Genomic DNA, 22,937 nt, shown 5'->3' with positions numbered 1-22,937 from the left:
GGGCCGCGGGCGAGAAATTTGGAGTAGAGAACAATGATGCAGCCTAAGCGCACCAAGTTCCGCAAGCAGTTCAAGGGCCGTATCCACGGCAACTCGAAAGGCGGCACGGATCTGAATTTCGGTGCATTCGGTTTGAAGGCCGTTGAGCCGGAACGCGTCACTGCACGTCAGATCGAAGCGGCCCGCCGCGCGATCACCCGTCACATGAAGCGTGCCGGTCGCGTGTGGATCCGCATCTTCCCTGACCTGCCGGTAACTTCGAAGCCTACCGAAGTCCGTATGGGTAAAGGTAAGGGTTCGGTTGACTACTGGGCATGCCGTGTGGCACCAGGTCGCGTGATGTTTGAGCTTGACGGCGTACCCGAAGATGTGGCACGCGAAGCCCTCAGACTCGGCGCCGCAAAGTTGCCGATCAAGACGCGCTTTATCCAGCGCATTGCTGAATAAGAGAGAGGCAACTATGAAAGCCGCAGACGTTCGGGCGAAGAGCCTCGATCAACTGAATGACGAGCTGGGCACCCTGAAGAAAGAGCAGTTCAACCTGCGCTTTCAGAAGGCCACCGGCCAGCTCGAAAAAACCGCGCGCGTGAAGCAGGTTCGCCGCGACATCGCGCGTATCAAGACTATTGCCCGCCAGAAGGCGGCCGCAAGCAAGGCATAAGGAAGAATATAATGCCTAAACGCGTTCTGCAGGGCGTTGTCGTCAGCGACAAGAATGACAAGACTGTTGTGGTCAAGGTTGAGCGCCGCTATTCGCACCCGCTCCTCCAGAAGACCGTGCGTCAGTCTAAGAAGTACAAGGCGCATGACGAAAACAACCAGTTCAAGGTTGGTGATTTCGTTTCCATCCAGGAATCGGCTCCGATCTCGAAGGACAAACGCTGGGTCGTTCTGACGAACGAAGCAGCAGGCTAAATTATAAACACGCAGCTTAGGTAGGGCAGGAGCCCTTAACCAGCTGAGAGGAAAGAAGGCGGCCAGTCATGATTCAGATGCAAACAAACCTCGACGTGGCGGATAATTCCGGCGCACGTCGTGTCATGTGCATCAAGGTGCTGGGCGGCTCGAAGCGGCGTTACGCTTCCGTTGGCGACATCATTGTGGTGTCGATCAAGGAAGCTATTCCGCGCGGCCGCGTCAAAAAGGGTGACGTGATGAAGGCGGTTGTTGTACGCACCGCCAAGGATATCCGTCGTCCGGACGGCAGCGTTATTCGTTTCGATAACAATGCAGCCGTTCTCATCGATAACAAGAAAGAGCCGATCGGCACGCGTATCTTCGGACCGGTTCCGCGCGAACTTCGCGCAAAGAACCACATGAAGATCATCTCGCTGGCTCCGGAAGTTCTGTAAGGAAGCAAGACGATGCAGAAGATTCGCAAAGGCGACAGCGTTGTCGTGCTGTCCGGTAAGGACAAGGGCCGTAAAGGCGAAGTTCTCAAGGTTATGCCGAAGGATGAGCAGGCGCTCGTTCGCGGTATCAACATTGTAAAGCGCCATCAGCGTCAGACCCAGACCCAGGAAGCCGGCATTATCTCCAAGGAAGCGCCGATCCACCTGTCCAATCTGGCAATTGCTGACCCCAAGGACGGCAAGCCGACCCGCGTCGGTTTCCGCGTAGAGGACGGCAAGAAGGTTCGTGTCGCAAAACGTTCTGGAGCGCTGATCGATGGCTGAAGCTAAGGCACTTCCCCGCTTCAAGAAGCTTTACAATGAAAGCATTCGTAAGGCTCTTCTTGAAGAATTCAAATACGACAACGAGATGCAGATTCCGCGCATCACCAAGGTTGTCCTCAACATGGGCGTTGGCGAAGCCACTGGCGATTCCAAGAAGCCTGCGGTTGCTGCTGAAGACCTCAGCCAGATCGCCGGCCAGAAGGCCGTCGTGACCCGCGCCCGTAACTCGATCGCAACGTTCAAGTTGCGTGAAGGCATGCCGATCGGCACGAAGGTTACCCTTCGCCAGGACCGCATGTACGAATTCCTTGATCGTCTTGTCACGATCGCTCTTCCTCGCGTCCGCGACTTCCGCGGCCTGAATCCGAAGAGCTTTGACGGCCGCGGCAACTATGCCATGGGCATCAAGGAGCACATCGTGTTTCCGGAAATCAACTACGATAAGGTTGATCAGATCTGGGGCATGGACATCATCGTTTGCACGACCGCCAAGACGGATGATGAAGCACGCGCTCTTCTGCGTGCATTCAACTTCCCGTTCCGGCAGTAACGGCAAGCGTAGCGAGGTATATTAATATGGCCAAGACTAGCGCAGTCGAAAAAAACAAGCGCCGCGAAAAGTTGGTTAAGCGTCACGCTGGCAAGCGTGCACGTCTGAAGGCGATCGTTATGGATCAGGGCCTTCCGCTGGAGGAGCGCTTCCGCGCCACTATCCGGCTTGCCGAACTGCCGCGCAATTCGTCGAAGACCCGTATTCGCAATCGTTGCGAAGTTTCGGGCCGTCCGCGTGGTTATTACCGTAAACTGAAGATGTCGCGTATTGCGCTGCGTCAGTTGGGTTCGCTCGGTCAGATTCCGGGCGTCGTCAAGTCGAGCTGGTAAGGAGTAGCATATGTCTGTGTCAGATCCTCTCGGCGATATGCTGACCCGTATCCGCAACGCAGTCGGCCGCAAGAAGACGAAGGTTTCGACCCCGGCTTCCAAGCTGCGCGCCCGCGTTCTCGATGTCCTTCAGGCTGAAGGTTACATCCGCGGATACACGCAGAGCGAATTCGAGAACGGCAAGGCCGAGATCGAAATCGAGCTGAAGTACTATGAAGGTGTTCCGGTTATCCGTGAGATCACCCGCGTGTCGAAGCCTGGCCGTCGCGTTTACGTGTCGGTCAAGTCGATCCCGCAGGTCGCGAACGGCCTTGGCATTTCGATCCTCTCCACGCCGAAGGGCGTGATGGCGGATCATGAAGCCCGTGAACAAAACGTTGGTGGTGAGCTGCTCTGCCGCATCTTCTGATGCGGCTGACAGCGAACAGATAAAAGACAGGTATCAAAATGTCTCGTATCGGTAAAAAACCCGTGCCGGTCCCGGCAGGCGTGACCGCCAGTGTTGATGGGCAGATCGTCAAGGCAAAGGGCGCGAAGGGTGAACTTTCCTTCGTCGTGCACGATGAAGTTCTGGTCAAGATGGAAGAAGGCGCTGTCCGCGTCGATCCGCGCGACCAGTCGAAGGAAGCTCGTTCGAAGTGGGGCATGTCCCGCACGATGATCTCCAACATTTTTGTTGGCGTGAAGGACGGCTTTGAAAAGAAGCTCGAAATCAGCGGCGTCGGTTACCGCGCTGCCATGCAGGGCAAGAACCTGCAGCTTTCGCTCGGCTTCAGCCACGAAGTGGTCTACGACGTGCCTGCTGGCATCACTGTTGCTGTTCCCAAGCCGACGGAAATCGTCGTTTCGGGCATCGACAAGCAGCAGGTCGGTCAGGTCGCGGCTGAGATCCGCGAATATCGCGGCCCCGAGCCTTACAAGGGCAAGGGTGTCAAGTATGCTGGCGAGAAGATCGTCCGCAAAGAAGGCAAGAAGAAGTAAGGGAAGCGCGTCATGGCATCGCCAAAAGAAACTTTGCAGCGTCGCGCTGCTCGTGTACGCCGCCAGGTCAAGGCTGTGGCCAATGGCCGTCCGCGTCTCAGCGTGCATCGTTCTTCCAAGAACATCTACGCCCAGATCATCGACGACGTCCGCGGCGTTACGCTCGCGGCCGCTTCGACCCTCGATGGCGACCTCAAGGGCAAGCTCAAGACCGGTGCCGACTCCGCAGCAGCCGCTGCCGTTGGCAAACTGGTCGCTGAGCGCGCCGTCAAGGCTGGCGTCAAGGACGTAGTGTTCGACCGTGGTGCATTCATCTACCACGGCCGTGTGAAGGCACTCGCCGAAGCTGCTCGCGAAAGCGGCCTCAGCTTCTAATTAGCATTTTGTGCTTCCGGAAAAGAAAAAGGAAATCAGGATATGGCACAGAGAGAACGTAACCGCGAAGATCGCGGCCGTGAGGAGCGCGACAGCGAATTCGTCGATAAGCTCGTTCACATCAACCGCGTTGCCAAGGTCGTCAAGGGCGGCCGTCGCTTCGGTTTTGCTGCGCTCGTCGTCGTTGGCGACCAGAAGGGCCGCGTAGGCTTTGGTCATGGCAAGGCGCGTGAAGTGCCGGAAGCTATCCGTAAGGCTACGGAAGCTGCCAAGCGCGACATGATCTTCGTACCGCTGCGTTCGGGCCGTACGCTGCATCACGATGTTGAAGGCCGTCACGGCGCCGGCAAGGTTCTGCTTCGCGCAGCTCCTGCCGGTAAGGGTATCATCGCCGGTGGCCCGATGCGTGCAGTGTTCGAAACGCTCGGCGTTCAGGACGTTGTTGCCAAGTCGCTCGGTTCGTCGAACCCTTACAACATGGTTCGTGCGACGTTCGATGCTCTGAAGCATCAGATGCATCCGAAGGACATCGCTGCACAGCGCGGCATCAAGTACTCGACCCTTCAGGCTCGCCGCCATGATGTGGTCGGTTCGGAAGAATAGCCGATAGTTTGTGTTCGTCCGGGGCCGTTCAGGCCTCCGGATACGCCATAGACAAGGGATTTGAGTGATGGCTGAGAAGAAGGGCAAGACGGTTACGGTCGAGCAGATCGGAAGCCCAATCCGTCGTCCAGCCGAGCAGCGTGCAACGCTGATCGGTCTGGGTCTTAACAAAATGCACCGCCGCAGCACGCTGGAAGATACTCCGGCAGTCCGTGGCATGATCGCCAAGCTTCCACACCTCGTTCGAGTTGTGGACGAGGCGTGATAGCGCAGGAGATAGAGATATGAAACTCAACGATCTGCGTGACAAGCCAGGTTCGGTCAAGGCGCGCAAGCGTGTTGGTCGCGGTATCGGTTCGGGCACCGGCAAGACCGGTGGTCGCGGCGTCAAGGGTCAGAAATCCCGTTCGGGCGTTTCGATCAATGGTTTCGAAGGCGGCCAGATGCCAATCTACCGCCGTCTGCCGAAGCGCGGCTTCACCAACATCTTCGCAAAGAGCTTCAACGTTGTATCGCTCGGCCGCATTCAGGCTGCTATCGATGCAGGCAAGCTCGACGCCAAGGCTGTTGTGAACCTCGATTCGCTGAAGGCTGCCGGCGTGATTCGCCGCGCCAAGGACGGCGTTCGCATCCTTTCGGACGGCGAACTGAAGGCAAAGGTTGCCTTCGAGGTAGCCGGTGCTTCCAAGGCTGCGGTCGAAAAGATCGAAAAGGCTGGCGGTAGCATCAAGCTTCCTGAAGCCGCTGCCGAATAAGGCTTCGATACAAAAATAAAAAGCGGCGGCCTTAGTGCCGCCGCTTGCACATTTATGCCAATGCGCATATCTGGGTAGGGTCTTTTTAGTCTCGAGGCGCGACCGCTAAAGATTGCGCTGACGGGGGCGGAGGACCGGAGACTTTTCACCGGAGAAATTTAATGGCATCGGCTGCTGAACAGCTAGTTTCCAATCTCAATTTTTCGGCTTTCTCGAAGGCAGAAGAACTCAAGAAGCGCATCTGGTTTACGCTGGGTGCTTTGCTCGTATACCGGTTCGGCACCTATATTCCGCTTCCCGGCATCAATCCTGACGCGCTTGCGCAGGCTTTTCAGCAGCATAGCCAGGGTGTGCTCGGACTCTTCAACATGTTCGCCGGTGGCGCCGTTGGCCGTATGGCCATTTTCGCGCTCGGCATCATGCCCTATATCTCTGCCTCCATTATCGTGCAGCTCATGACGTCGGTCGTTCCGTCTCTTGAAGCGCTGAAGAAGGAAGGCGAGGCGGGCCGCAAGATCATCAATCAGTACACGCGTTACGGCACGGTGCTTCTGGCGCTTGTGCAGGCCTACGCGATTTCGGTCGGTTTGCAATCCGGTAACGGCATCGTCACCAGTCCCGGACCTTTCTTCATCGTTTCGTCGGTGATTACACTTGTCGGCGGCACGATGTTCCTGATGTGGCTTGGTGAACAGATCACGGCGCGGGGTATCGGTAACGGCATTTCGCTGATCATCTTCTCCGGCATCGTGGCGAACCTGCCGCACGCAATTTCCGGTACGCTGGAACTTGGCCGTACTGGCGCGCTGTCGACGGGCCTTATTCTGGGCGTTATCATTCTTGCCATCGTGCTGATCGCGGTCATCGTATTCGTTGAACGCGCGCAGCGTCGCCTTCTGATCCAGTATCCGAAGCGCCAGGTCGGCAATCGCATGTTCCAGGGCGACACGTCGCATCTGCCGCTGAAGCTTAATACCGCAGGCGTCATTCCTCCGATTTTCGCCTCGTCGCTGCTGCTTTTGCCTGCGACTGTCGCAGGCTTCGCCAATACGACGGAAATGCCTGCCTGGGCAACCACCATTCTCAATGCACTTGGTCATGGTCAGCCGCTTTACATGCTGTTCTATGCTGCATTGATGGCATTCTTCTGCTTCTTCTACACGGCCATTGTGTTCAATCCCAAGGACACCGCTGACCAGCTCAAGAAGCATTCCGGCTTTATTCCGGGCATTCGTCCGGGTGAGCGTACCGCCGAATACATAGACTATGTGCTGACACGCATCACTGTTGTCGGCGCCATCTATATCGTGCTTGTCTGTCTCCTGCCGGAATTCCTGATTTCCGCAACCGGTGTGCCGTTCTATCTTGGTGGCACTTCGTTGCTGATCGTTGTGAGCGTGACGCTCGATACGGTTGCGCAAATTCAGGGGCATCTGATCGCCCATCAGTACGAAGGGCTGATCAAGAAGTCCAAACTCAGAGGTGGGAAACGCAATAAATGAGACTGATACTTCTTGGGCCGCCCGGAGCAGGTAAGGGGACGCAGGCTGGACTTCTTACCAAGAAGCATGGAATTCCTCAGCTCTCGACCGGCGACATGCTGCGCGCAGCGGTTGCCCAGCAGAGCGAGATCGGGAAGCGCGCCAAGGCCGTGATGGATGCCGGGCAACTGGTTTCCGACGAGATCGTGAACCAGATCGTGTCTGAGCGTATCGATGCTCCTGATTGCGCGAACGGCTTCATTCTTGACGGCTACCCGCGCACGGTGCCGCAAGCCCAGGCTCTGGGAAGCATGTTGGCGGGGAAGGGCCTCAAGCTCGATGCAGTGATCGAGCTGAAGGTCGACGAGAATGCTCTGGTCAAGCGGATGGAGAGCCGCGTGGCCGAGACGATCGCCAAGGGTGGTCAGGTCCGTTCGGACGACAATCCGGAAGCTTTTCGCAAGCGTCTCGTGGAATACCGCGAAAAGACCGCGCCGCTTTCCAGCTATTATGCCGGAACCGGCGAACTGCGCGTCATCAATGGCATGGCGCCGGTTGAAGAAGTTACCGCCGAAATCGAGAGAATTCTCGTTCCGGCGTGAAAATTGAAAAGGCTTGAAGAAGCCTTGTTCCAATACGGGCAGGGAAAGCGTGAAGCGTTTTCTGCCCGTTTATCGCTTCCAAAAGTTGATTGATTCGTCCGTTGGCCGGGTTTCACGGCTTTGCGGACGTTTAAGAGTTGACTTTTTCGGGCGATTCCGTCAAAGACTGCGCCACTTCAACTGGTTTTGAATGGCGGGTAGCGGCGGAAATCGAAAGAGGCCGGTACCGGTCGTTTAATGCTGTCTGGTTGATCGCATCTGCCAGATGGGAATTTTTATAACTCAAGGAGAACAGACGTGGCACGTATCGCTGGCGTCAACATCCCGACGAACAAGCGCGTTGTTATTGCGCTTCAGTACATCCACGGGATTGGACCGAAATTTGCTCGGGAAATCGTAACGAAGGTCGGCATTGCTGACGATCGTCGCGTCAACCAGCTGTCGGATGCTGAAGTCCTTCAGATCCGCGAAGCAATCGATGCTGACTACCAGGTCGAAGGTGACCTGCGTCGTGAAGTTTCGATGAACATCAAGCGCCTGATGGACCTGGGCTGCTACCGCGGTCTGCGTCATCGTCGTTCGCTGCCGGTTCGCGGTCAGCGCACGCACACCAACGCACGCACCCGCAAGGGTCCGGCGAAGGCAATCGCAGGCAAGAAGAAGTAATTTCGACGGGACGTATGTTCCGTCGAGCCTTTCCGGTGCGCCGGTTGGGTTTGATGCTGGTCCTTTCTTGAGGACCGGTGTAGCCGCTGGAATTACGGCGGTGTAGAGATCGATTGAAAGGACTATCATGGCCAAGGAAGCCACGCGCGTTCGCCGTCGCGAGCGTAAAAACATCTCGTCGGGCGTTGCCCACGTAAATTCGACGTTCAACAACACCATGATCACCATCACGGATGCTCAGGGCAATGCGATTGCCTGGTCGTCTGCCGGTGCTCAGGGTTTCAAGGGTTCGCGTAAGTCGACCCCGTTCGCCGCTCAGATCGCTGCTGAAGACTGCGCCAAGAAGGCTCAGGAACACGGCATGCGCTCCCTCGAAGTCGAGGTTTGCGGACCGGGCTCTGGCCGTGAATCCGCGCTGCGCGCCCTTCAGGCTGCCGGCTTTGTGATCACGTCGATCCGCGATGTTACGCCGATCCCGCACAACGGTTGCCGTCCGCGCAAGAAGCGCCGGGTCTAATCCTCGTTCACATGCCGTAAGAGCCCTGGATTTTATCCGGGGCTCCTCTGCGGTTTCTTCACTTGATCGCTACGATAGGATGGTAGCGACGATTGATAGAGGGATACTCACATGATCCAGAAGAACTGGCAGGAACTGATCAAGCCGAACAAGGTGGAATTTATCACCCACGGCTCTCGCACGCATGCAACCGTCGTCGCTGAACCGCTGGAACGCGGTTTCGGTCTGACGCTCGGCAATGCTCTGCGTCGCGTGCTTCTGTCGTCGCTTCGCGGCGCTGCCGTGACCGCCATTCAGATCGATGGCGTTCTGCATGAATTCTCATCGATCCCGGGCGTTCGCGAAGACGTTACGGATATCGTTCTGAACGTCAAGGAAATCGCCATCCGCATGGAAGGCGAGGGCCCGAAGCGCATGGTCGTCCGTAAGGAAGGCCCAGGCGTCGTTACGGCTGGCGACATTCAGACTGTCGGCGATGTCGAGATCCTCAACCCGGATCACGTCATCTGCACGCTGGACGAAGGCGCTGAAATCCGCATGGAATTCACCGTCAACACCGGCAAGGGCTATGTGCCTGCCGACCGCAACCGCGCGGAAGACGCTCCGATCGGGCTTATCCCGGTCGACAGCCTGTATTCCCCGGTTCGCAAGGTGTCGTACAAGATCGAGAACACCCGTGAAGGTCAGGTTCTCGATTATGACAAGCTGACGCTGAACATCGAGACCAACGGTTCGGTCACGGGTGAAGACGCGGTGGCGTATGCCGCTCGTATTCTCCAGGATCAGCTGGCGATCTTCGTCAACTTCGAAGAGCCTCAGAAGGAAGCTCCGCAGGAACAGGTCGCGGAACTGGCTTTCAACCCGGCTCTACTCAAGAAGGTGGACGAGCTCGAACTGTCTGTCCGTTCGGCAAACTGCCTGAAGAACGACAACATCGTCTACATCGGCGATCTGATCCAGAAGACGGAAGCCGAGATGCTGCGGACTCCGAATTTCGGCCGCAAGTCGCTCAACGAGATCAAGGAAGTTCTGGCATCGATGGGTCTCCATCTCGGTATGGAAATCCCGTCCTGGCCGCCGGAAAACATCGAAGATCTCGCAAAGCGCTACGAAGACCAATATTAAGACCGGCAATCCGGCTAGAACTAATTAAGGAGAAGGCTCATGCGTCACGGTAACGGATACCGTAAGCTGAACCGCACTGCCTCGCACCGCAAGGCGATGTTCGCCAACATGGCTGCTTCGCTGATCGAACACGAGCAGATTGTGACGACGCTTCCAAAAGCGAAGGAAATTCGCCCGATCGTTGAAAAGCTTGTCACGCTCGGCAAGCGCGGCGATCTGCATGCCCGCCGTCAGGCTATCTCGGCTATTCGCGACGTCAAGCTCGTCGCCAAGCTGTTCGATACGCTGGCTGCTCGCTATGCGACCCGCAACGGCGGCTACATCCGCATCATGAAGGCCGGCTTCCGCGCTGGCGACAATGCGCCTCTGGCAGTTGTCGAATTCGTGGAACGCGACGTCGATGCTAAGGGCAAGGCTGACCGCGCCCGCGTCGAAGCCGAACAGGCTGCGGAAGCAGACGCAGCGTAATCTGCGCTGATTTCTGATTGCTGGAAAGGGCCGCCTTGTGCGGCCCTTTTCTATTTTTTCCCGTCATGTTCCAGTCGCGCCGGTGCGGGCCGTTTGGGGAAAATCGCCGGGTTTACGCTTCAAGGTCACAATGTAGCCCTTTATCCTTGCCCTCAGTTGACTACATTCAACACCGAGTCTTGCATCCTTCCTGGAAGCGGCAGAGCTTGATAAGTGCGGAGCATGTGCATGAATTGGCGACGTTTAAGCGTATTGGGCCTTATACTGACTTCCATTGGACTGGCCGTTCCGTCCGCCATGGCGCAAGAAGCGCCCGCGACCCCTCAGAAGCAGATACCGCTCAACCGGGCTGATATGCAGTTGTCCTTCGCTCCGCTTGTGAAGGAAACGACGCCAGCCGTGGTGAATGTCTATGCGGCGCGTCAGGTGCAAGCGCGTTCTCCGTTCGCAGGTGATCCGTTCTTCGAGCAGTTTTTCGGGCGGCAGTTCGGCGAAAGCAAACCGCGCATCCAGCAATCGCTGGGTTCCGGGGTGATCGTCGACAGCTCGGGCATTGTCGTGACGAACAACCATGTCATCAAGGATGCCGATGAAATCAAGGTCGCCTTGTCGGACGGCCGTGAGTTTGAAAGCAAGCTGCTTCTGCGCGATGAAACCACGGACCTTGCCGTTCTGAAAATCGAGGCCAAGGATAAGTTTCCCGTTCTGGGGCTTGGCAATTCCGATGATGTCGAAGTCGGCGATCTGGTGCTGGCCATCGGCAATCCGTTCGGTGTCGGCCAGACCGTGACGAGCGGAATCGTGTCTGCCCAATCGCGCACACAGGTTGGCATTTCCGATTTCGATTTCTTCATCCAGACCGATGCAGCCATCAATCCCGGCAACTCTGGCGGCGCGTTGATCGACATGCGTGGACGCCTGATCGGCATCAATACGGCGATCTATTCGCGTTCGGGCGGCTCGGTAGGTATCGGCTTTGCTATTCCTTCGAATATGGTTCGCGCTGTTGTCGAAGCGGCACGAAACGGCAGCAAAAGTTTCGAACGGCCCTATATCGGTGCCACTTTCCAGGGAGTAACTGCCGATCTGGCCGAAGGTCTCGGCATGGAGAAGCCGTATGGCGCCTTGATTACCGCGATCGCGAAGGGCGGACCGGCTGAGGCCGCCGGACTGAAAATTGGCGACGTGGTTCTTTCCGTTCAGGGCGTCCGGGTCGATAATCAGGACGTGCTTGGCTATCGTCTGTCGACGGCTGGCATTGGTAACACCGTGTCGGTCGAAATCATGCGGAGCGGAAAGAACCAGACCATTCCGGTAAAGCTCTCCAAGGCTCCTGAGGTTAAGGAAACTGCGCCGCAGGTTATCGAAGGCGACAATCCCTTTGCGGGAGCGTCTGTGCTTGAACTCACTCCTTCGACGGCTGCGAAGCTGCGTCTCAAGCGCGACAGCCAGGGCGTGGCGGTCGTCGACATCTATTCCGGATCGCCGGCAGCACGGCTCGGCTTGCGGGCCGGTGATATCATTCGCAGCATAAACGGAAATTCTATCCGTACCGTCGGTGATTTGACTGCGATTCTGGAAGCGGGGCGCGGCCTCGCCTGGCGGCTTGAGGTGGAGCGCAACGGAATGCTGTTGCGCCAGTTTGTGCGTTAAACCGATACCGACGGATCGCTAAAAGTTGCATGCCGCTTCGGGCCGCATTATGCCTGAAGCGGTATAGTCTTTTGATAGAGCAATTGAATGAGCGACCTTTTCTCAGCAGCGGCAGACCCGAACGCGGACCGCAACCGGCCGCTTGCTGATCGTCTGCGCCCGAAACATTTGTCGGAAGTGACCGGGCAGGAGCATTTGACTGGGCCCGAAGGTGTGCTGACGCGCATGATCGCATCCGGTTCGCTCGGCTCCATGATCTTCTGGGGCCCTCCCGGAACCGGCAAGACGACGGTGGCCCGCCTGCTTGCAGGAGAGACCGATCTGGCGTTTGAACAGATATCGGCGATCTTTTCCGGCGTTGCCGATCTCAAGAAGGTTTTTGAAGCTGCGCGCGCACGTCGCATGTCCGGTCGACAGACGCTTCTTTTCGTGGATGAAATTCATCGCTTCAATCGCGCTCAGCAGGATTCGTTTCTTCCCGTCATGGAAGACGGTACCGTTATCCTGATCGGTGCCACGACAGAGAACCCGTCTTTCGAGCTCAATGCCGCTCTTTTGTCCCGGGCAAGGGTGCTGACCTTCCATCCGCATGATGGCGAGAGCATTGCAACGCTTCTTACCCGTGCTGAAGAACAGGAAGAGCGCCCCTTGCCACTCGACGAGGATGCGCGGGCCAGTCTCATCCGCATGGCCGATGGAGATGGACGTGCTGCGTTGACGCTTGCCGAGGAAGTCTGGCGTGCTGCCCGCCCGGACGAAGTGTTTACGGCAGAAAAATTACAGGATGTCGTGCAGCGTCGTGCTCCGGTCTATGACAAGGGGCAGGACGGGCATTACAATCTTATTTCGGCGCTGCATAAATCTGTTCGCGGATCGGACCCTGACGCGGCGCTTTACTATCTTTCCCGTATGTTCGATGCGGGTGAGGACCCGCTCTATCTCGGCCGCCGGCTCGTGCGCATGGCAGTGGAAGACATAGGTCTTGCCGATCCACAGGCCCTTGTCATCTGCAATGCAGCCAAGGATGCCTATGACTATCTGGGTTCACCGGAAGGCGAACTGGCGCTGGCGCAGGCCTGTGTTTATCTTGCGACCGCCCCGAAATCGAACGCGGTCTATGTGGCCTATAAAGCTTCGATGCGCGCAGCCAAGGAAAATGGTTCGCTTCTGCCGCCCAAGCATATTCTCAATGCTCCAACCAAGCTGATGAAGAACGAGGGCTATGGCGACGGCTATGCCTATGACCATGACCAGCCGGATGCTTTTTCAGGGCAGGATTATTTTCCGGAAAGCATGGGCAGGCAGAAATTCTACGACCCACCGGAGCGGGGTTTCGAGCGGGATATTCGCAAGCGTCTGGAATACTGGGCTCGCTTGCGACAGGAGCGTCAGGGGCGCAGATGAAGACGGGTTCTATTTTAACGGAAACGCTCATTTGAAAATGCGCTATCCCCATAGTTATCCACATTCGTCCACAGTTTGAGCCGCTGCCGCATTGGCTGCGGCTTTTGTTTTGCTTCCTCACGCCAGTTTGAAGATCTGGAGAAGGGAGCACCTGCCGTTAGAAAGGTCTTCTTAATCTTTACATTTTATCAATCTTTGCAAAGAGACGAGGTTTTCCATGATGCGCGTTTTGTTTCTCGTCGCGCTCGTGATCCTTGGAGGCTGCGCGACCGCCCCACGGCAGGTCAACAATGTATGCGCGGTCTTCGATCAACGCGACGGTTGGTTCAATAACTGGCAGACGGCTGCCACGCGGGTTTCCCGCGAGTTCGGCGTTCCGGTTCCGGTTCTGATGGCGACGATCTATACGGAATCCGGCTTCCAACCCTATGCGCGCCCGCCGCGCACCAAAATCCTTTGGATCATTCCGTGGAAGCGGCCTTCCAGCGCCTATGGTTATTCGCAGGCGCTGAACGGCACCTGGGATCGTTACAAGCGCGAAACGGGTCGCTGGACGGCATCGCGTACCAATTTTGGGGACGCGATCCATTTCATCGGCTGGTATCACTATCAAAGCTACCTGAAGAACGGCATCAATCGCGCCGATGCCTACAGTCTGTATCTCGCTTATTATTCAGGCCATGGCGGCTATGCACGCGGCGCCTGGCGCGGGAATGCGACGGCGCTCAATGGCGCGAAACGTGCCCAATCAATGGCCAATCGTTATGCCACGCAGTTGCGCGGTTGCGGAGGCTTCAGTTAAAAAGCGAGTGGCCGGATTCAATCTCGTATCCCAAACACTATCCGGCCTTAATCGCTATTATCATGCGAGCGGATTCGCTAATTGAGGATGACCATTTCATGCTGAAAAAGACCGGTATCGCCCTTTTCGCCGCCACATTTCTGGCAGGCTGCACCACTGATCCTTATACCGGGGAACAGAAGATGTCGAACACCGCGGGCGGTGCTGCGATCGGCGCGGCTGTGGGAGCCCTCGGCGGCCTGATGGTCGGCGGTTCCAGCCGGGCACAGCGCAATGCAGTGCTGATCGGTGCCGGTATCGGTGCGCTCGGCGGCGGTGCAATCGGCAATTATATGGATCGTCAGGAAAACGAACTCCGCGCGCAGTTGCAAGGCACCGGCGTATCGGTGACGCGTAATGGCGACCAGATCATCCTGAACATGCCGTCGAGCATCACTTTCGATACCGATCAGGACCAGGTGAAGAGCCAGTTCTATCCGACGCTTAATTCGGTTGCGATCGTGCTGCGCAAGTTCAACCAGACCCTTGTGGACGTTTACGGCCACACCGATTCGACGGGCAGTGCCAGCTACAATCAAGGTCTCTCGCAGCGGCGTGCGGCTTCGGTCGCGAGCTATCTCGGTTCGCAAGGCATCGACCCGCGTCGCTTTGCCGTTATCGGCTATGGGGCCAGCCAGCCGGTTGCCACCAATGCGACACCGGAAGGACGCGCGCAGAACCGTCGCGTGGAAATCCAGATTTCGCCGCTTCGCGCTGCGAGCTGATTCCGTTTCGCAAACTGACTTGCAATGGCGCAGTCCTTCGGAAGATGGGCTGCGTTTTTGTTTGTTCTCGCGAATCGTCGGACCCGCTGATTGGTTTGAATTAAGTTAACTGGTGGATAGCTTTATTATTTTCGCAATCACTTATGTTGAAGAACGATTAAGGAACAAAATTTCAGAATCTTTTATAATCAATAAGTTAGTTCCATTGCCAAATGAGAACAAAACAGATACAAATAGATCATGGCAACGAGCCTGCCGGGCTTCTAGCGAGACAAGAGGATGGTGTAAGATGTCTCAGAATTCATTGCGACTTGTTGAGGAAAATTCAGTGGACAAGACTAAGGCTCTCGATGCGGCTCTGTCGCAGATTGAAAGGGCGTTCGGCAAGGGCTCGATCATGCGCCTTGGCCAGAACGATCAGGTCGTGGAGATCGAAACCGTATCGACCGGATCGCTTTCGCTGGACATCGCGCTTGGCGTTGGTGGCTTGCCCAAAGGACGTATTGTCGAGATTTACGGTCCGGAAAGCTCCGGTAAGACGACACTGGCGCTGCACACGATTGCGGAAGCACAGAAGAAGGGCGGTATCTGTGCGTTCGTTGATGCGGAGCATGCGCTTGATCCGGTCTATGCACGCAAGCTGGGTGTCGATCTCGAAAACCTGCTGATATCGCAGCCGGATACGGGCGAACAGGCACTTGAAATCACTGATACGCTTGTGCGCTCGGGCGCCATCGATGTTCTGGTCGTCGACTCCGTCGCCGCCCTGACGCCGCGCGCGGAAATCGAAGGCGAAATGGGTGACTCGCTGCCTGGTCTTCAGGCGCGTCTCATGAGCCAGGCGCTTCGCAAGCTTACCGCATCAATCTCCCGTTCGAACTGCATGGTGATCTTCATCAACCAGATCCGCATGAAGATCGGTGTGATGTTCGGTTCGCCGGAAACGACGACCGGCGGTAACGCTCTCAAGTTCTATGCTTCGGTTCGTCTTGATATTCGCCGCATCGGTTCGATCAAGGAGCGCGATGAAGTCGTAGGCAACCAGACCCGTGTCAAGGTTGTCAAGAACAAGCTTGCTCCGCCCTTCAAGCAGGTCGAATTCGACATCATGTATGGGGCTGGCGTTTCCAAGACCGGTGAGTTGGTCGATCTTGGCGTGAAGGCTGGCGTTGTCGAGAAGTCTGGCGCATGGTTCTCCTATAATTCCCAGCGATTGGGACAAGGCCGTGAAAATGCCAAGCAGTATCTCAAGGACAATCCGGAGGTGGCCCGCGAGATCGAAACCACGCTTCGCCAGAATGCCGGACTAATTGCCGAGCAGTTCCTCGAAGATGGTGGACCGGAAGACGACGCAGGCGATGCCGCAGAAATGTAAGATCGCCAGTTTTGGTTGAATTATCAAAGCCCCGTGCAATCGCACGGGGCTTTGTTTTGGGCCGATGAATTCTTGCGGCGTGGAAAGTGCCTGCTTCAACGCCTTTCAGCAGAAATTGCTTTTATGGCGCAGCGTACTTATCTGGACAGAAAAGCAAGGCACCGCTAAAAGCGGTCAACCGAAAACTCCACTTCACGTCCTGGCAGTACGGGAGAGCCTCGGGCCTTTGACGGTTGGCGGCTGTGGGAGTTTGAACAGGATAATTGATGCAGCTTTCTGCAAAGCTGTATCCGTGCAGGGCAGTAAAGCCCAAAGGTGACTTATGGCTGGCGTCAACGAGATTAGGTCCACATTCCTCGATTATTTCCGCAAGAACGGGCATGAAGTCGTTCCATCGAGCCCGCTCGTTCCGCGTAACGATCCGACGCTCATGTTCACCAATGCGGGCATGGTGCAGTTCAAGAACGTCTTTACCGGCCTTGAGCACCGCTCTTATAATCGCGCCACGACCTCACAGAAATGCGTACGCGCCGGCGGCAAGCACAACGATCTGGACAATGTCGGATATACCGCGCGTCACCACACTTTCTTTGAAATGCTGGGCAATTTCTCGTTCGGCGACTATTTCAAGGAAGACGCCATCAGCTTTGCCTGGAACCTGATCACGAAGGAGTTCGGTCTTCCCAAGGATAAGCTGCTCGTCACCGTTTATCACACGGACGATGACGCCGCGAATTTCTGGAAGAAGATCGCCGGTCTTTCCGACGACCGTATCATTCGTATCGCTACGAGCGATAATTTCTGGGCCATGGGCGATACCGGTCCTTGCGGTCCTTGCTCTGAAATCTTCTTCGACCATGGCGATCATATCTGGGGCGGACCTCCCGGATCGGCCGACGAAGACGGGGACCGTTTCATCGAGATATGGAACCTCGTTTTCATGCAGTTCGAGCAGATCAGTCCCGAACAGCGTATCGACCTGCCGCGCCCGTCCATCGATACCGGCATGGGACTGGAGCGTGTTGCAGCCGTTCTGCAAGGCGTGCATGACAACTACGATATCGATCTCTTCAAAGCATTGATCCGCGCTTCGGAAGAGGCGACAGGCGTGAAGGCTGATGGCGAATTCCGTGCCAGCCACCGCGTAATCGCTGATCATCTGCGGGCTTCGAGCTTCCTGATTGCCGATGGCGTCCTGCCGTCCAACGAAGGTCGTGGCTATGTGCTGCGTCGCATCATGCGCCGCGCGATGCGCCATGCCCAGCTTTTGGGCGCGAAAGAGCCGCTGATGTGGCGTCTGCTGCCGGCCCTGACCCGTGAAATGGGTCAGGCCTATCCGGAATTGATCCGCGCCGAGGCCCTGATTTCGGAAACGCTCAAGCTTGAGGAAACCCGCTTCCGCAAGACGCTGGACCGCGGTCTTGGCCTTCTGTCGGATGCGACGGAAAACCTTGTTGAAGGTGATCGTCTCGACGGTGAAACCGCTTTCAAGCTTTACGACACCTATGGCTTCCCGCTCGATCTGACGCAGGATGCGCTGCGCCAGCGGGGCATTGCCGTAGATACCGAGGGCTTCAGTGCGGCCATGGAGCGCCAGAAGGCTGAAGCGCGCGCCAACTGGGCCGGTTCGGGTGAAGCTGCAACCGAAACCATCTGGTTCGGCGTGAAGGACAAGGTCGGTGCGACTGAGTTCCTTGGTTATGAAACTGAAAGCGCGGAAGGCGTTATCGCTGCTTTGGTGCGCGACGGCGCTGAAGTGCAGTCGGCGTCCGAAGGCGACGTTGTTTCGGTGGTCGTCAACCAGACGCCGTTCTACGGAGAATCCGGCGGCCAGCAGGGCGATACCGGCACAATTTCCGGTGAAGGCTTTGTCATCGCCATCAAGGATACCCAAAAGAAAGGCGAGGGCGTCTTCGTTCACATCGGCGAAGTTGCCAAGGGCACGGTGAAGACCGGTGACGCGGTTGAACTGAAAGTGGATTCGGCGCGCCGGACGCGCATCCGTTCCAACCATTCGGCGACGCATCTTCTGCATGAGGCCCTGCGCGAAACGCTCGGCAGCCATGTAGCTCAGAAAGGTTCCCTCGTCGCGCCGGACCGCCTGCGTTTCGATTTCTCGCATCCGAAGCCGATTTCGGCGGAGGAACTGGCACAGGTTGAAAGCCTCGCCAACGAAATCATTTTGCAGAACGCTCCGGTCAGCACACGTCTGATGGCCGTTGACGATGCCATTGCCGAAGGCGCAATGGCACTCTTCGGTGAAAAATATGGTGATGAGGTTCGTGTCGTTTCCATGGGCACCGCCAAACACGGCCCGAAAGAAGGCAAAGCCTATTCGGTCGAACTTTGCGGCGGCACGCATGTGCGCCAGACTGGCGATATCGGCTTGGTCCGCATCGTTTCGGAAGGCGCGGTTGCCGCTGGCGTTCGCCGCATGGAGGCGCTGACAGGCGAGGCCGCCCGTCATTACCTCGAAGAGCAGGATGAACGCGTAAAGGCCATTGCCGGTGCATTGAAGACAACGCCGTCCGAAGCGCTGGAACGCGTCAATGCGCTTCTCGATGAACGCAAGAAGCTGGAGCGCGAACTTGCAGAGGCTCGCAAGAAGCTTGCTCTTGGCGGCGGTTCCTCAGATGGCGGCAGCGCCGTCGAAACGGTGAACGGTATCAATTTCCTTGGCAAGATCGTGACCGGCGTTTCTCCGCGTGATCTCAAGCCACTTGCCGACGAAGGCAAGAAGCAGGTCGGTTCCGGCGTGGTGCTGTTTATCGGCGTGGGCGAAGACGACAAGGCGAGCGCAGTAGCAGCGGTCACGGAAGATCTGCTCGGCCGGTTCAGCGCGGTCGATCTGGTTCGCGCCGCTTCCGCAGCCCTTGGTGGCGTAGGCGGCGGCGGTCGCCCGGATATGGCCCAGGCCGGTGGCCCGGATGGTGCAAAGGCTGCGGACGCCATCGCCGCAGTCAAGGCGCTTATCGGTCAAGGCTGAATTCAGAAATGAAAAGCCGGGCTTTGCCCGGCTTTTCATTATGCAGCGTGCGCTGAACGGCTGTCTTCCGGGGCCTCAATGCGATCATTGAGGCCGTAGTCGCGCATGACGCTCGCCACGCGTAAACGGTAGTTCTCGAAAACATCATTGCGGCCTTTTCCCTGTGCCAGCCGATGGGAGGGTAGATTGCGCCATTCGCGCACGGCTTTTTCGTCACGCCAGAAGGAGAGTGAGAGCAACTTGTCGGGATCCGCAAGACTCTGAAAACGCTCGATCGACAGGAAGCCGTCGATTTTGGAAAGGTCGTCGCGCAGACTTGCGGCGATATCGAGATACTGGCCGCGCCTGTCATCGTCAGCCGGCCATACTTCAAATATGACCGCAATCATGGTTTGATAAACTCGCTGTGCGGTGCCGATTGGAGCTTCAGGAAGATGCGATCCTCGGATCGGATAAACTGCTCCCGACGCGCGAATTCATAATTGGAGCGGCCGAGTGGATCGGCGGACAGTCTAGCCCGATAAGCTTCATATGCTGCAAGATTTTCGATCGAATAGACTCCATATGCTGTGGTCGATGACCCTTCGTGCGGTCCGAAATAGCCAATGAGATTTGCGCCGCAACGCGGAATGGCCTGCCCCCAGTTGCGGGCATATTCGGCGAAGGCATCCGCTTTAAACGGGTCGATCTGATAGCGGATGAAACAGGTAATCATGCGTCTCTCCTTCAAATGCATGTCCTTGATGGGGACAATGTAGCAGTTGAATTGCCGCGATAGTTCGGTTAGCATCGAAGTATGAAAAACGGCCCGATCATAGCTTCCGTCGCCGCACTCCTTGGTGATCCCGCGCGTGCAAATATGCTCACGGCGTTGATGGATGGCCGCGCGTTGACGGTCAGTGAACTCGCTTCGGCGGCAGGCGTGACGCTGCAAACAGCCAGCGGACATCTCGCGAAGCTTGATGCTGCCAATCTGCTGGTCGCGGAGAAGCAGGGGAGACATCGCTATTTCCGTCTTTCTGGTGCCGATGTGGCGCAGGTTCTGGAGGGGCTGATGGGGCTTGCGCAACGCACCGGCGCTGTGCGGGTGCGGACGGGTCCGAAAGATCAGGCGCTTCGGAAGGCGCGTATCTGCTATGACCATCTGGCCGGTGAGCGCGGTGTCGAGATGCTTGATGCGTCGCATCGCCTGGGGCTTATTGTTGATGACAATGAACCGGCGCTGACAGAGAAGGGCAAATCGTTCTTCAGCTGCCTTGGTGTGAATGTCTCCATTCTGGAGCAGGGCAAGCGCCCGGTCTGCCGCCACTGCCTTGACTGGAGTGAACGCCGCAATCATCTGGGCGGATCACTTGGTGCGGCACTGTTAAATCATTTTATCTCAAAAGGCTGGGCGCGGCGGCAAGAGGGGCGCGTTATCAGCTTTTCGCCTTCCGGGGCGCAAAAGTTTCAGGATGTGTTTTCCATCCGCTGACCGCCGCCACGGGCAAGAACATGAGGGGACGCCACCTTTCGGTGACGTCCCCGTTCCATGATTATTCGGGTTTCAGTTGCAATGCGTCGCGGATCGTGAAGAACATATCGGTCTGATCGGTGAGGCCGGTGAAATTGGCGGCGCCGGGACCGAAGGCAGCAACCCGCAATTGTGCGCCGGTATGGCCCTGGTCGTCGGCTTCATCGGAATTGCCATAGGTTACGGCCATGATTGTACCGTCGCTGGTTTTCAATGCCTGGCTTAGTCCCGGGGCCTTCGCGTCAGGATAGATGATCTGACTGGCATGGGCATGGTCGGCTGTCACGATGACCAGCGTGTTTCCGTCCTTCCGGGCAAAATCGAGTGCGACCTGCACTGCTTCGTCCAGATCAACTGTTTCTCCGATCTGTCCGCAAGGATTGGCCGCATGATCCTGCTTGTCTATCGACGCGCCTTCCACCTGCAGGAAAAAGCCTTTCTCGTTGGTTTTCAGCAGATTGATGGCTTTTTCGGTCATCTGCGCCAGTGTCGGAATATCGGCAGTGCGCTTTTCATTGACCTTGCACTCGACGGGGGCGTTGTCGATATTGCCGTAATGTACTGCCTGCGGCCCCTGCCAGCGGACCGGCATGTTGCCCGGCGCGAAGAGGCCCAGAACCGGCTTGTCCTGATTGGCGGTTTCGATCCTGCCCAACTCGTCCGCGTTTCCAACGACCTGATAACCGCGTGCTTCCGCCTGAGCGCGCAAGGTCTGGTCCTTCCATTCGCCAGCACGGGCTTTATCGTCGAAATATTTGGCACCGCCGCCCAGCGTCACATCCGGTCGGGTGTTCAGGAGCTGCTCGCTGATCGAACCAGGACCGCCATTTTCAAGCGCATTGTCCTTGCACTTTTCCGCCGTACTGGTTGGGTCATAGCACTTGCGGTGGGTGACGTGAGCGACTTGCACGGCGGGGGTGGCGTCCTGCAACTCGGCGGTGCTGACATTGCCGGTACCGAGACCTTTTTCCTTGGCAATTTCCATGAGCGTCTTATGCGGTGTACCGTGGATATCCACGCCGATCGCACCGTTATAGGTTTTGACGCCGGTTGCCCAGGCGGTGCCGGAGGCCGCGGAATCGGTCACGTAGTCTGGCTTGCCTGTCGCTTTATCCAGGGAATAATGGGTGTATTGCCCGGTGACGGGAAGGGCATCCAATCCCTTGAAATAGTTGCCCGCGCCGACAGCGTAATTGCGGGCCACAGTGATCTCGGAATCGCCCATGCCATCCCCGATCAGCAAGATGACATTCCGGGCAGGGCCACCCTTGATCTGGTCGCGGAACGCTTCGGTGATATCGCTCTGAAGGCGGCGCGCACCGCCTGCTTCCGATAAGTTGCCTTTTGCGTTGCGTTCAAAAAGGCTATCGGCTTGCTCAGCCTGTGCCAGAACGGTGCCCGTGGGAATGGAAAAGGTGATAATCAGTGCGACGCTTGCCAGAAGCGGGCGGGTAAACTTTTTCCGCATGGTAATTTCTCCTTATCGTCCCCCCGGGCTGCACCGGTTGCGCCGGGATCCGGGACGGCGCTTTTATGCGAAAAGGAGATTGCAGGCGTGTGACAGGATGAGGCCGAATTGCCACGAAGCGGGCGCATTAAGCGCCATCGTTTGATATAGCCGCGTCGTCTTTTTCAGTCGCGTTTTTAAATGCCGGGCGATCCTTGAGCCGATCCCAATAGGCAACAAAAGCGCCTCTGGCGGGCAAGGTGCCAAAACGAAGCCCCCAGCCAACGTGCGAGCCTACATAGACATCCGCAGCCGTAAAGCGATCACCGGTTATATAGGGATGACGTGAGACGGCTTTTTCCAGCGTGTCCACCACGGTGTCGTAATTGCCATAGCCGACCATGCCCTGCTTGTCCGCGGGTATTTCGAACCCGAGCGCATGGTTGGAAAGCGCCGCCTCCACCGGACCGGATGTGAAGAACAGCCAGCGGAAGAAGTCTGCGCGCTCGTTTGGATGAGGGGCAAGGCCGACCTCCGGGAAAGTTGTCGCCAGATAGGCACAGATAGCGGCAACCTCCGTTACCACAGCATCGCCATGCCGCAGGGCAGGGACCTTACCCATGGGATTGATCGTGCAGTAGTCTGGCCCCTTCATCGGGGGGCCGAAATCCAGTATTTCCACATCGTAGGGTTTGCCGATCTCTTCCAGCATCCAGCGCGCAATGCGTCCACGCGACATCGGATTGGTGTAGAGTTTCAAATCAGCCATTTCTTCCTCCCTGTACGAGCCGTCAGGATGCGCTTATTTGAGTGAAAAAGAAATGAAAAACCCGGCAGCGATGCTGCCGGGTCCTCATATCGA

Annotated in this window: 30 protein-coding genes; 26 read left to right on the top strand and 4 right to left on the bottom strand. The window is 57.1% G+C overall.

What is annotated here, in order from left to right; translation table 11 throughout:
• Nucleotides 1–33 precede the first annotated feature (33 nt).
• From rplP to alaS, 25 genes are all read left to right on the top strand, one after another.
• Nucleotides 34–447 (top strand): 50S ribosomal protein L16, encoded by a 414-nt coding sequence (gene rplP / locus J9800_RS07665; RefSeq protein WP_006467023.1) that lies wholly within the window; start codon nt 34–36, stop codon nt 445–447.
• Between the two features lie 13 nt (nt 448–460).
• Complete coding sequence (rpmC, locus tag J9800_RS07660) at nt 461–661, top strand: 50S ribosomal protein L29 (RefSeq protein ID WP_006467022.1); 201 nt, start codon at nt 461–463, stop codon at nt 659–661.
• Nucleotides 662–672: 11 nt separating this feature from the next.
• Nucleotides 673–915: a 30S ribosomal protein S17 gene (rpsQ, locus tag J9800_RS07655; RefSeq protein ID WP_006467021.1), complete on the top strand. Its 243-nt coding sequence runs from the start codon at nt 673–675 to the stop codon at nt 913–915.
• Between the two features lie 68 nt (nt 916–983).
• Nucleotides 984–1,352, top strand: a complete 369-nt coding sequence (gene rplN, locus J9800_RS07650) for a 50S ribosomal protein L14 (protein WP_004683923.1) — start codon at nt 984–986, stop codon at nt 1,350–1,352.
• Nucleotides 1,353–1,364: 12 nt separating this feature from the next.
• Nucleotides 1,365–1,676, top strand: coding sequence for a 50S ribosomal protein L24 (gene rplX / locus J9800_RS07645; protein WP_006467020.1), 312 nt, complete (start codon nt 1,365–1,367; stop codon nt 1,674–1,676).
• Nucleotides 1,669–2,226 (top strand): 50S ribosomal protein L5, encoded by a 558-nt coding sequence (rplE, locus tag J9800_RS07640; protein ID WP_112591567.1) that lies wholly within the window; start codon nt 1,669–1,671, stop codon nt 2,224–2,226. Before rplX ends, rplE begins: the two co-directional genes overlap by 8 nt.
• A gap of 26 nt (nt 2,227–2,252) precedes the next feature.
• A complete protein-coding gene (rpsN, locus tag J9800_RS07635; protein WP_112591569.1) occupies nt 2,253–2,558 on the top strand; it encodes a 30S ribosomal protein S14 in 306 nt (101 codons plus the stop codon).
• 10 nt (nt 2,559–2,568) lie between these two features.
• Nucleotides 2,569–2,967 (top strand): 30S ribosomal protein S8, encoded by a 399-nt coding sequence (gene rpsH / locus J9800_RS07630; protein WP_004683921.1) that lies wholly within the window; start codon nt 2,569–2,571, stop codon nt 2,965–2,967.
• Between the two features lie 38 nt (nt 2,968–3,005).
• Nucleotides 3,006–3,539 carry a 50S ribosomal protein L6 gene (gene rplF / locus J9800_RS07625; protein WP_112591571.1) on the top strand — a complete coding sequence of 178 codons (534 nt, stop codon included), beginning with the start codon at nt 3,006–3,008 and terminating at the stop codon, nt 3,537–3,539.
• A gap of 12 nt (nt 3,540–3,551) precedes the next feature.
• Entirely contained in the window at nt 3,552–3,914 is a 363-nt protein-coding gene (gene rplR / locus J9800_RS07620; protein WP_006467011.1) for a 50S ribosomal protein L18, read from the top strand.
• 42 nt (nt 3,915–3,956) lie between these two features.
• Nucleotides 3,957–4,517 carry a 30S ribosomal protein S5 gene (rpsE, locus tag J9800_RS07615; protein ID WP_006467009.1) on the top strand — a complete coding sequence of 187 codons (561 nt, stop codon included), beginning with the start codon at nt 3,957–3,959 and terminating at the stop codon, nt 4,515–4,517.
• Between the two features lie 67 nt (nt 4,518–4,584).
• Nucleotides 4,585–4,782 (top strand): 50S ribosomal protein L30, encoded by a 198-nt coding sequence (gene rpmD / locus J9800_RS07610; protein WP_002967737.1) that lies wholly within the window; start codon nt 4,585–4,587, stop codon nt 4,780–4,782.
• A 19-nt stretch (nt 4,783–4,801) separates the two neighbouring features.
• Nucleotides 4,802–5,272, top strand: coding sequence for a 50S ribosomal protein L15 (rplO, locus tag J9800_RS07605; RefSeq protein WP_002964343.1), 471 nt, complete (start codon nt 4,802–4,804; stop codon nt 5,270–5,272).
• 161 nt (nt 5,273–5,433) lie between these two features.
• Complete coding sequence (gene secY, locus J9800_RS07600) at nt 5,434–6,774, top strand: preprotein translocase subunit SecY (RefSeq protein WP_112591573.1); 1,341 nt, start codon at nt 5,434–5,436, stop codon at nt 6,772–6,774.
• On the top strand, nt 6,771–7,355 hold the full coding sequence (locus J9800_RS07595) for an adenylate kinase (RefSeq protein ID WP_112591575.1): 585 nt from the start codon (nt 6,771–6,773) through the stop codon (nt 7,353–7,355). The genes secY and J9800_RS07595 overlap by 4 nt, the downstream gene beginning before the upstream one ends.
• 297 nt (nt 7,356–7,652) lie before the next feature.
• Complete coding sequence (rpsM, locus tag J9800_RS07590; protein WP_006467002.1) at nt 7,653–8,021, top strand: 30S ribosomal protein S13; 369 nt, start codon at nt 7,653–7,655, stop codon at nt 8,019–8,021.
• A gap of 127 nt (nt 8,022–8,148) precedes the next feature.
• Entirely contained in the window at nt 8,149–8,538 is a 390-nt protein-coding gene (gene rpsK / locus J9800_RS07585) for a 30S ribosomal protein S11 (protein WP_002964339.1), read from the top strand.
• Between the two features lie 111 nt (nt 8,539–8,649).
• Nucleotides 8,650–9,663 (top strand): DNA-directed RNA polymerase subunit alpha, encoded by a 1,014-nt coding sequence (locus tag J9800_RS07580; protein ID WP_112591577.1) that lies wholly within the window; start codon nt 8,650–8,652, stop codon nt 9,661–9,663.
• Nucleotides 9,664–9,702: 39 nt separating this feature from the next.
• Nucleotides 9,703–10,131: a 50S ribosomal protein L17 gene (gene rplQ / locus J9800_RS07575; RefSeq protein ID WP_006467000.1), complete on the top strand. Its 429-nt coding sequence runs from the start codon at nt 9,703–9,705 to the stop codon at nt 10,129–10,131.
• A gap of 228 nt (nt 10,132–10,359) precedes the next feature.
• Entirely contained in the window at nt 10,360–11,784 is a 1,425-nt protein-coding gene (locus tag J9800_RS07570) for a DegQ family serine endoprotease (protein WP_114215246.1), read from the top strand.
• Nucleotides 11,785–11,871: 87 nt separating this feature from the next.
• Nucleotides 11,872–13,188, top strand: a complete 1,317-nt coding sequence (locus J9800_RS07565; protein WP_114215247.1) for a replication-associated recombination protein A — start codon at nt 11,872–11,874, stop codon at nt 13,186–13,188.
• 217 nt (nt 13,189–13,405) lie between these two features.
• Nucleotides 13,406–13,990, top strand: coding sequence for a transglycosylase SLT domain-containing protein (locus J9800_RS07560; RefSeq protein ID WP_114215248.1), 585 nt, complete (start codon nt 13,406–13,408; stop codon nt 13,988–13,990).
• 98 nt (nt 13,991–14,088) lie between these two features.
• Nucleotides 14,089–14,754: a YiaD family glycine zipper/OmpA-like lipoprotein gene (locus tag J9800_RS07555; protein WP_104756400.1), complete on the top strand. Its 666-nt coding sequence runs from the start codon at nt 14,089–14,091 to the stop codon at nt 14,752–14,754.
• 289 nt (nt 14,755–15,043) lie between these two features.
• Nucleotides 15,044–16,129 (top strand): recombinase RecA, encoded by a 1,086-nt coding sequence (gene recA / locus J9800_RS07550; protein WP_112591587.1) that lies wholly within the window; start codon nt 15,044–15,046, stop codon nt 16,127–16,129.
• 322 nt (nt 16,130–16,451) lie between these two features.
• Entirely contained in the window at nt 16,452–19,115 is a 2,664-nt protein-coding gene (gene alaS / locus J9800_RS07545) for an alanine--tRNA ligase (RefSeq protein WP_114215249.1), read from the top strand.
• 38 nt (nt 19,116–19,153) lie between these two features.
• Here alaS and J9800_RS07540 read toward each other — a convergent pair whose 3' ends face one another.
• Both J9800_RS07540 and J9800_RS07535 read right to left on the bottom strand, forming a co-directional pair.
• Nucleotides 19,154–19,504 (bottom strand): antibiotic biosynthesis monooxygenase family protein, encoded by a 351-nt coding sequence (locus J9800_RS07540; RefSeq protein WP_114215250.1) that lies wholly within the window; start codon nt 19,502–19,504, stop codon nt 19,154–19,156.
• On the bottom strand, nt 19,501–19,830 hold the full coding sequence (locus tag J9800_RS07535) for an NIPSNAP family protein (RefSeq protein WP_114215251.1): 330 nt from the start codon (nt 19,828–19,830) through the stop codon (nt 19,501–19,503). The genes J9800_RS07540 and J9800_RS07535 overlap by 4 nt, the downstream gene beginning before the upstream one ends.
• A gap of 81 nt (nt 19,831–19,911) precedes the next feature.
• Here J9800_RS07535 and J9800_RS07530 point away from each other — a divergent pair, with 81 nt between their 5' ends.
• Complete coding sequence (locus J9800_RS07530; RefSeq protein WP_114215252.1) at nt 19,912–20,589, top strand: ArsR/SmtB family transcription factor; 678 nt, start codon at nt 19,912–19,914, stop codon at nt 20,587–20,589.
• Nucleotides 20,590–20,650: 61 nt separating this feature from the next.
• On the opposite strand, the gene phoA is transcribed toward J9800_RS07530, so the two are convergent.
• The gene (phoA, locus tag J9800_RS07525; protein WP_114215253.1) at nt 20,651–22,096 is read right to left on the bottom strand and encodes an alkaline phosphatase; all 1,446 of its coding nucleotides are present in this window, start codon (nt 22,094–22,096) and stop codon (nt 20,651–20,653) included.
• 127 nt (nt 22,097–22,223) lie between these two features.
• Nucleotides 22,224–22,844, bottom strand: a complete 621-nt coding sequence (locus J9800_RS07520) for a glutathione S-transferase family protein (protein WP_112591596.1) — start codon at nt 22,842–22,844, stop codon at nt 22,224–22,226.
• Between the last annotated feature and the right edge of the window lie 93 nt (nt 22,845–22,937).

Source organism: Ochrobactrum sp. AP1BH01-1 (assembly GCF_018066705.1).
Taxonomy (GTDB): domain Bacteria; phylum Pseudomonadota; class Alphaproteobacteria; order Rhizobiales; family Rhizobiaceae; genus Brucella.
The sequence above is the reverse complement of the archived record's forward strand: the minus strand, read 5'-3'. Positions and strand labels throughout refer to the sequence as shown.